At 53.0% G+C, this 8817-nt stretch carries 7 protein-coding genes and 3 tRNA genes; 5 read left to right on the forward strand and 5 right to left on the reverse strand.

What is annotated here, in order from left to right; translation table 11 throughout:
* The 5 genes from VHE58_03410 to VHE58_03430 all read right to left on the reverse strand — a co-directional run bounded on the left by VHE58_03410 (window position 1) and on the right by VHE58_03430 (window position 6532).
* Entirely contained in the window at window positions 1–1290 is a 1290-nt protein-coding gene (locus VHE58_03410; protein ID HVS26334.1) for an O-acetylhomoserine aminocarboxypropyltransferase/cysteine synthase family protein, read from the reverse strand.
* Window positions 1283–3772, reverse strand: a complete 2490-nt coding sequence (locus VHE58_03415; GenBank protein ID HVS26335.1) for an SAM-dependent methyltransferase — start codon at window positions 3770–3772, stop codon at window positions 1283–1285. Before VHE58_03415 ends, VHE58_03410 begins: the two co-directional genes overlap by 8 nt.
* Window positions 3762–4397, reverse strand: coding sequence for a protein-L-isoaspartate(D-aspartate) O-methyltransferase (locus tag VHE58_03420; GenBank protein ID HVS26336.1), 636 nt, complete (start codon window positions 4395–4397; stop codon window positions 3762–3764). The genes VHE58_03415 and VHE58_03420 overlap by 11 nt, the downstream gene beginning before the upstream one ends.
* A gap of 83 nt (window positions 4398–4480) precedes the next feature.
* Window positions 4481–4951 carry a CoA-binding protein gene (locus tag VHE58_03425; GenBank protein HVS26337.1) on the reverse strand — a complete coding sequence of 157 codons (471 nt, stop codon included), beginning with the start codon at window positions 4949–4951 and terminating at the stop codon, window positions 4481–4483.
* Window positions 4952–5320: 369 nt separating this feature from the next.
* Window positions 5321–6532 (reverse strand): hypothetical protein, encoded by a 1212-nt coding sequence (locus VHE58_03430; protein ID HVS26338.1) that lies wholly within the window; start codon window positions 6530–6532, stop codon window positions 5321–5323.
* Window positions 6533–6630: 98 nt separating this feature from the next.
* Between VHE58_03430 and VHE58_03435 the strand changes: the two genes are divergently transcribed.
* The 5 genes from VHE58_03435 to VHE58_03455 form a co-directional block, all read left to right on the forward strand.
* On the forward strand, window positions 6631–7461 hold the full coding sequence (locus VHE58_03435; protein HVS26339.1) for an IS1 family transposase: 831 nt from the start codon (window positions 6631–6633) through the stop codon (window positions 7459–7461).
* An 816-nt stretch (window positions 7462–8277) separates the two neighbouring features.
* Window positions 8278–8362, forward strand: a tRNA-Tyr gene (locus VHE58_03440).
* 62 nt (window positions 8363–8424) lie between these two features.
* Window positions 8425–8498, forward strand: a tRNA-Gly gene (locus VHE58_03445).
* A 62-nt stretch (window positions 8499–8560) separates the two neighbouring features.
* Window positions 8561–8635, forward strand: a tRNA-Thr gene (locus VHE58_03450).
* A gap of 47 nt (window positions 8636–8682) precedes the next feature.
* Window positions 8683–8817 (forward strand): GTP-binding protein (locus VHE58_03455; protein ID HVS26340.1); only part of this gene is annotated, 135 nt, incomplete at its 3' end.

The following is an 8817-nucleotide window of genomic DNA, read 5'->3' on the forward strand; positions in this document are numbered from 1 at the left end:
TCAGGCCTGCTGCGATTTTTTCAGCGCCTGGTCGATGTCCCAGAGAATGTCGTCGAGGGTTTCCAATCCGACCGAGATGCGGATCATGTCGGGCGTGACGCCGGCCTCGATTTGTTCTTCTTCCGAAAGCTGGCGGTGGGTGGTCGAAGCGGGGTGAATCACCAGCGTTTTGGCGTCACCCACGTTGGCAAGGTGGCTCAGGAATTGCGCGGCCTCGATGAACTTGATGCCCGCCGCCTCGCCGCCCTTGATGCCGAAAGTGAGAATGCCGCTCGCGCCTTTCGGCAGGTATTTTTTTACCAATGCGTGATATGGGTTGTCCGGCAGCCCCGGGTAATTCACCCAGGTCACCAGCGGGTGGTCTTGCAGGAATTTGGCAACGGCCAAGGCGTTTTCGCAGTGGCGCTCCATCCTCAGGTGCAAAGTTTCCAAACCTTGCAACAACAGGAATGAATTGAACGGTGACAACGTCGGGCCGAAAGTGCGCAGCGTTTCCATGCGTGCTTTCATGGTGTAGCCGAAATCCCCGAAAGTTTCATGGAAAATAACGCCGTGGTAGCCGCGCGAAGGCTCGGTCATGCCCGGGAAATTGCCGTTGTTCCAGGGAAATTTCCCCGACTCGATGATCACTCCGCCCATGGTGGTGCCGTGGCCGCCGATGTATTTGGTTGCCGAATGCACTACGATGTCCGCGCCGTGTTCGATCGGCCGGCACAGACAGGGCGAAGCAAAGGTGTTGTCGATGATGAGCGGGATACCCGCGTCTCTGGCAATAGCGGCGACGGCTTCGATGTCGAGCACATTGATAAGCGGATTGCCTATGGTCTCGGCATAAATCGCTTTGGTTTTTTTGGTGAGCGCTTTTTTGAAATTCTGCGGATCGTCGGGATGGACGAACCGGGTGTTGATGCCGAGCTTTCTGAAGCTCACTTCAAACTGCGAATAGGTGCCGCCGTATAAAGTACTCGCGGAGACCAGCTCGTCGCCTTGCTCAAGCAGGGTGAAAATCGCGGTCATCTGCGCTGCCATGCCGGAAGCGGTTGCCAGTGCCGCGCGGCCGCTTTCCAGCGCCGCCATGCGCTCCTCGAACACCGCGGTAGTGGGATTCATCAGCCGCGTGTAGACGTTGCCGAAGGTTTGCAGGTTAAAAAGGCTTGCGGCGTGATCGGCGCTGTCGAATACGTAAGAAGTAGTTTGATAAATCGGCACCGCGCGCGAACCGGTGGCGGGGTCGGGGAGCTGTCCGGCATGCAGGCACAGCGTTTCGATCCCGAATTTTCTGTCAGTCATGAAAGCGATTCCTCTTGAACGTAGATAGTGATTTTACAGCATCCAATTGAGGAAACGATGCTGCCGCCAATACATAAAAACCAAGCGCCACAACGACCACTACAGTAAATCCGAGATGGATCGCGAGCAACGTGGCGAGAATCGCGCCCACCACCGAAGCGCAGGCGTTGATACCCCAGGCCCAGGGCACGAGTTGTGCCGAGTGGCCGGCTACGGAGCCAAGCCCCAAGGGAAAAGGCATTCCCATGGGAAAAGCGAGAGGCGCGATGAGAGCAACAGAGATCGCGATTTTTGCCGTGTCTGGGAGGCCTATGAATTGCTTGAACAGAAGCGGAAGGGCCGCGAGGTAGACGACTGCCACCAGGCAAATCGCAAACACCACCCATGCCACCGGCCAAAACGGCATGGTTTGGATTTTTTGCACTACATGCCGGGAGAAACGGCTGCCTAAACCCGCGAATATCAAAAACGCGCACAGCACCACCGCCACGGCGTAAATCGGATAGCTCAAGAACAGGATGAATTTCTGGATGAAGGCGATCTCTATGAACATGAAGGCAAGGCCGACGGCTAGGAAATACCAGCCAACGCGGAAGCGCGAAACTGCGTGCACCGCCGTTTTTTCCCGGCGCAATTCCATCACCGAAAGCGGAACGATAACCAGCACTAGGCTTGCCAGCAGCGCCTGAGCGAGAGTGGCGACGAGCAGGGGATAACCCCATTCCAACAACGGCAGCCCGCCACGGTCCTTTAGTGAAAGGAGTTCAGGCAGCACGCGCCATTTGAAAAAGTGGAAGAAATAGGGCTTATCGTCACTGGCTGGCGCGACGTCAAACTTGTAGCGTTCCAGGAAATCCTGGCTTTGCGTGCCGAGCAGCGCCTGCGCGCCATCAAAAAAATACGACTGTTCCAGAACGTTGTAACGGTTGGCTTCAGACTCGTCTATTCCCGGGTAATATTCCGTATCGAAAGAGCGGGCGCGGCAAAAGGTTTTGATCGCGGTGATCTCGGGCTCGCTGAACTCGCCGTTTTTCACTAGAAGAGTACTGGTTTTCCAGCCGCGGATGAGAGCGAGCCGCTTTCCGGGCTGCAAAACTCCGTCCCGCTCCAGAGCGGTGACTGCAGTGGCGAAGAGTTTGAGCGCATCGCGCGGTGGAAGCGTGGCCCAGCGTGTCAGCGCCAACATTCCGCCTGGCCGCAAATGGCGAAGATAATCCTGGAACGCCTCAATAGTGTATAAATAGCTTTCGGATAGCGCATAAAGACCCGCGGACGAAGCGCCGAAGGCATCAACCAGCGCAACCTGGATAAGATCGTAATGCTCGCGGCTTGCCGCGACAAAACCGCGCGCCTCTGCGACAAATATCCGAACCCCCGGTGCGCTGTAGGGTTTTCCCGAAAAACCGGCGAATCTGTGCTGCACCACATCCACCACCTGCGGATTGAGTTCAACCGCGTCAATTTGCTTGGCCCGGTGATAAATCCCCTGCAACACATCCGCGCCGGCTCCAGCCCCCAGCACCAAAACTCGTGGATTATCGAAAAGATAATAGGGTAGCGCGGAAGTGAGATAGTCGAGATAGCTCAAGGTCTCGGGTCGTTCTTCATAACGGTTGAGCGCGCTCATCGAGTCGCCGTCGCTGAAAATCCCCAATTGCGGCGGCGGCTCGCCGCTGGCGTTCAAACTCAAGCCAGGCGCATGACGAAACGGAATCAGCGGACTTTCAACCACGGTGATGAGAGCCAGAGGGCTGGAAACCTGCTCGATTATCCGCGCGTCCTTCACTTGCAAGGCTTGGCTCAATCCCTTATAGGGAGAAAGACGCAGTCCGCTCAAATCCACGGGCCAAGCCAGCGGCATCAGCACCGCGCCCAGCGATAACAACGCAGGCAGCCAGCGCGGACGCAGCTTGCATTCCACGCAGGCCAGCGCCGCGACCGCAAATCCCGCCGCGCCCAATAGCTTCAGCGCGCCGAGAGGGGAAAAAACAAAGAGCGCGGCAATGATGCCAAGACTCCCCGCGCCTGCGCCGAGAATGTCGAAGCTGTATATGCGATGAATGTGATCGCGGAACACAGAAAAAGTAAGGCAGATGCAGATCGCGGCGAAGAAAAAAGGGAGAAAAAGCAGCAGGTATATCAGCAGCAGATAATAAGGCTGGCGGGGGTCCCACAAAAATTCTAGGGGATTAAACGGCACCCGCTGCGCCAGGAGGAAAGACCCCACCGCGCAAATTCCAAACAGCACGGCACACGTCACGAAAACGTAAGCAAAGCGCTGCTTAAGTTTGTGTTGCGCGAGGCTCACTATGGCGCCGCTCGCTCCATAACCCAAGAGAGCGATGCTGATGATCATGTAGGCGAAGTGATGCCACTGGATGATGGACAACAGCCGCATCAGCAGGATTTCATAGCCGAGTACCGCTGACGAGAGCAGCGAGATCGAAAATAACGGCGGGGAGGGGTTGGAATTAGTGTCCACCGGTCAGCGGGACGAACCTCACCGGGAGAATTTGTTTGCTTGAAACCGTGCCATCCTGATTTTTTTCCACCAGCATCAAGTACTGGGTGAGAAACTGCGTCCCCACCGGAATCACCATTCTGCCGCCCGGCTTGAGCTGCTTGACCAGCGACGGTGGAATATGGCTCGCTGCCGCGGTGACGATGATCGAATCGAAAGGCGCATGCTGTTCCCAGCCGTAATAGCCGTCCCCGACAGTGGTTTGCACGTTGCGGTAACCTAAATTTCGCAAGCGCTCTTGAGCCTGCATTCCGAGCGGCTCGATGATTTCAATGGTGTAGACCGCTTTGGCAAGTTCAGCGAGGATTGCCGCCTGATATCCCGAGCCGGTGCCGATTTCGAGCACGGCATGATTTCGTTCCACTCGCATGAGATCGGTCATCAGCGCGACGATATAGGGCTGGGATATGGTCTGGCCATGGCCAATGGGAAGCGGGCGGTTCTGGTAGGCGTTGACAACCTCGCCCGGCGGCACAAATTTATGGCGTTCGACTTTTCGCATCGCCGTGAGCACCCGTTCGACAAGCGCTGTTCTGCCGGTCTCAAAACCGGTGTCAGTGGTCATCGCCGCGATTTCCTGCACCATCCGCTGCCGCAGGAACTCAAACTCGTCCCGAGCGTGCGCCGCCGGAGAGGCGAGAATGGCCAATAGCGGGATGAAACCTCGGATCAATAGGGCAGCCATAGCGGCCGCTTGGCGGAAATGATTTTGGTGTTCACGCCCACAAAACTTAAGCCCCCGAAGAGCCGCGCGTACTCGATCTTGATGCAATGGTTCATCACCACTTCCAGTCCGGCTTTCCTGGCTTTCTCCGCGGCCGCTTCGTTGATGATGCCAAGCTGCATCCACAGCACTTTGGCGCCGATGGCAATCGCAGCATCGGCGAGCGGCGGGATGTCTTCGGGTTTGCGGAAGCAATCAACGATATCCACTTTTTGCGGGATGTCGTACAAGCTGGGATAGCACTTGAGCCCCAGCACTTTAGGATGGTTCGGGTTGACCGGGATTACCGTAAAACCGTGGTCAAGCAAGTATTTCGCGGCGAAATAGCTGGGACGGTACCAGTCTGCCGAAAGCCCCACCACGGCTACAGTCTTATTTTGCTTGAGTATGCGGCGCAGTGTTGGTATGTCATCCATGGGCTTGGCCCGTGAGGGCGGGGTGCTTTGATCTGGAAGCGGGAATTGTAGCGAATCGGGAAGCGATTTTGAAATTTAAAGGCCGCCTTTGACTGGTTTTGGCGATTGCAGAGGCAAACGGACGGAAATTTAAGGTTTGGAATGCGCGCTTAACTCGTGTAAGTCGAGGGTAGTGTCTCACTTTGAATTTGACCTATGATGCGCCTTATGCAGAAGCCCTGTAAAATGGGGCATGGCATCACGCCCCAAACGCCCACGCGATCCGAGCCAGCTTGCCAAGTTGATTGTGGACTTATCAACTGGGGCGGCCAAAACACGGAATACGCGTGTGAGATCAAAAAAGAAAACAGCCACAAAAGGTCGAAAAAGTTAACCCGCCTGTTCTGCTTGTCTACTAATAAACTGTCCTAGGAGGGGAACGGCAAAGGAATATTTGCCGTATCGGTTTCGGTAGACGAGTCCAGCCTCAATCAATGAATTGAACATTTGGTTAACGTGGCTGCTACTAAACGGCTTGTGATGTTGGGCTTTAGAACTAGCAACAATATCTTGTACTGTAAATTCAGCATCACAGTTCGGCAGACTCGCTGCGATAAATAGCAAGTCTCTTTCTCGGTCTGTTGCCTTAGCCCATCTACCAGCAAAAAAATCCGAATCCAGCTTTCTGATTAGCGCATCGACAGGCACCGTAACTTTAGGATTCTGAGTCCAAATGTCATAGACCTCTTTGCAAATGAATTGAATAAAGAATGGGTAGCCTCCTGAGATTTGATAGATTGTAGTTACAGAATCATCATTAAATGACACGGGGCAGCCAGCTTTTTTGATAGGGATGAGAATTGCATCTCTGCTATTGGCCTCATCCAGTTGATTCAGAACAACAACGTGAAACATACGCTCAGAGAACGTTCTCGCTTCCACTAATTTGGGAAATAAAGTGGGAAGCCCCGTAAGGGCTAACATAAATGGGATATTCTTTCTTTGAATCGACTGAAAAACGTCAAGGAGCATTGAAAGAGGGTATTGCTCTTTGGGTGCAAGGTCAGACAAATTTTGTGCCTCGTCGTATGCGAATATGATTCCTTTTCGGCCCATCTTTGATAGCTCCTTCCACACAAATTCAAGCACTCCTTTAATCTTGTCAGAGACAAGACCAGGGGTTTGGTTATAGAGTCCGTGCAGCATCGCATAGCTCATAGGTTGCGTTCTCTTTCGAGAATCTTTTACGAAGCCGATCTTTTCCGCTTCATCAAGCTCGACAGGGATTGTGGAGGTAACTACGGCTAGGTCTGTGAGCATGCGCGTTGCAAGACTTTCTTCGCTGACACTTGCTGATTCGGATAAATCAGAACCGACCCAAAGCCATCCTTCCTGAATAGCAAGAGGTTTAAACGTTTCCAGCAAAACAGTCTTACCAATTCCGCGAAGACCAGTCAGGATGAGGTTTTGAAGAATGGTCTCCTGTTTAAGTAGCTTTCTAAATTCGTTCTCTTCATGCTTCCGACCCGCGAGATATGGCGGCATGTGGCCGGCACCTGGCCTAAATGGGTTCTCAAACTTCTGAGCGGCAGGAGGATTCATAAGGTATTACTCCAAATAATAGAATTATATATATTAAAAGATTTAGTTGACAAGCTAAATGTAGCATAGTATAGTCGGCATGTCAAGTGAGATATGCCGTGAACCGCCTAAGCCTAAAAGACCGCGCCAAAATCCTTTCCTGCCTTGTAGAAGGCAACTCAATGCGCGCCACATCCCGGATGGTGGGAGTGAGCATTAACACAGTCGTGAAGCTGCTAGTTGATTTGGGTATTGCTTGCTCTGACTATCAGGACAAGGTGTTTCAGAAGCTGCCTTGCAAGCGCGTGCAAGTGGACGAAATTTGGTCTTTCTGCTACGCCAAAGCGAAGAACGTCTCTAATGATAAGCGCGGCATTCTCGGCTATGGCGACGTGTTTACTTGGGTCGGCCTTGATGCTGATACTAAGCTGGTTCCAAGCTGGCTAGTCGGGCAACGCGATGCCGAATATGCGAACATGTTCATCGGCGATCTAGCATCACGTCTAGCTAATCGTATTCAGCTGACCAGCGACGGGCACAGAGCCTATTTGTACGCTGTTGAATCGGCCTTTGGTTCAAACATTGATTACTCCATGTTGGTGAAGCTCTACGGTACACCGCAAGGTAAAGAAGAAGCACGCCGTTATAGTCCAGGGGAATGTTGTGGCGCGATCAAGGGTGCGGTCTGTGGCAATCCCAATGAGAAACACGTTTCTACAAGCTTCATTGAGCGCCAGAATCTAACGATGCGTATGTCTATGCGCCGATTCACACGCCTGACTAATGGGTTTTCAAAGAAAATCGAGAACCACGAGTACGCGGTGGCAATTCATTACATGTACTACAACTTCGGGCGTATCCATAAAACCCTGCGTGTCACCCCGGCAATGGAAGCTGGCATTGCCGATCACGTTTGGACGCTTGAGGAAATTGCTAATTTGGCTAATTAAGTTTTCCAAAAGTGTATAATTATTCTTGCTATTGTTATCGCATCATTTCCGTTGACCAACTCGCAAATAAGGAGTGCCTCCAATGCCATTTACACCAGCGTTCTACTCAGTCAATGAGGTCAAAAAACCACCCGAAAACCGCGTGCACCATAACAACAGCGCATGTCCTCCGGGGCGCGACATTCCCCTGTACGAGCGCCGTCAGGGCACCGGTGGTTATCGACTGTGTCACGACTGCCAGCAACTTAATAACCAAGGGCGCTAATCTCCGGCTCACTTCTTAGGGAAGGTTGAAGGAACAAATATCATCTCCCACCACGGTCCATGTAGCATACCTCCGTCAATCGACCAGACGCGCATTAGATTGGATATTGGGAATCCATACGCTATTGCTACAGAGAGCGCTCTAAGCCCCTCCGATAAGTTTCCCTCAAAACGAACGAAGGGAAGAGGAGAGCCATGTCCTTCTCCACCTTGACATGATTCGTATGTCTCGACACCGTGAGCGACCAAAGTCAAGACGATCTCTCGAATACCCTCATCAAGCGGTGGTTCAAAAATCAATTCTCTTGCACGCTGAATAGTCGTCGGATCGGCTATAAAAGGTGTACGGCAAGGACAATGCGCGCATATTTTGTCCCCCGCCTTCAGTTTAGGGTGCATTCACTATCCTCATAATTAAGACATGTTCCAGTTTGGAACATCACGCCATTTTCCCTCACGTTTTGACCTAAAAATTTCAAACTGATACACCGCCAAGTCGAGAGCTAAATTGACATTTCTACAGGGAATTGGGATAATTCAAGGTTTCGTTGCGGAGGGGTTCCCGAGCGGTCAAAGGGATCAGACTGTAAATCTGACGGCTCTGCCTTCGAAGGTTCGAATCCTTCCCCCTCCACCATTCAGTTTGGCTTGAAGATTGCGGCGGGCAGAGCTGGTCGAAGCAGGTTGGACGAACATCGCGCGGGTGTAGCTCAATGGTAGAGCAGAAGCCTTCCAAGCTTACGACGAGGGTTCGATTCCCTTCACCCGCTCCAGTCATCCCGGAGCAGAGGGGCGCGAACCAAACGACTTAAGCGGGTGCGGGCAGACAGATGACGCCGTTGTAGCTCAGTGGTAGAGCACTCCCTTGGTAAGGGAGAGGTCGCGCGTTCAATCCGCGCCAGCGGCACCAGAATTTTTTGTTTGGGAATTGATAATCGGTAAACAAAGGTAATCATCATGTCAAAAGGCAAGTTTGAGCGGACCAAGCCGCACGTGAACGTGGGGACGATTGGGCATGTGGATCATGGCAAGACGACGCTGACGGCGGCGATGACCATGGTGCTGGCGAAGAAGTACGGGGGCGAAGTGAGG

The organism is Burkholderiales bacterium (genome assembly GCA_035543335.1).
Classification (GTDB): Bacteria; Pseudomonadota; Gammaproteobacteria; order Burkholderiales; family JAHFRG01; genus JAHFRG01.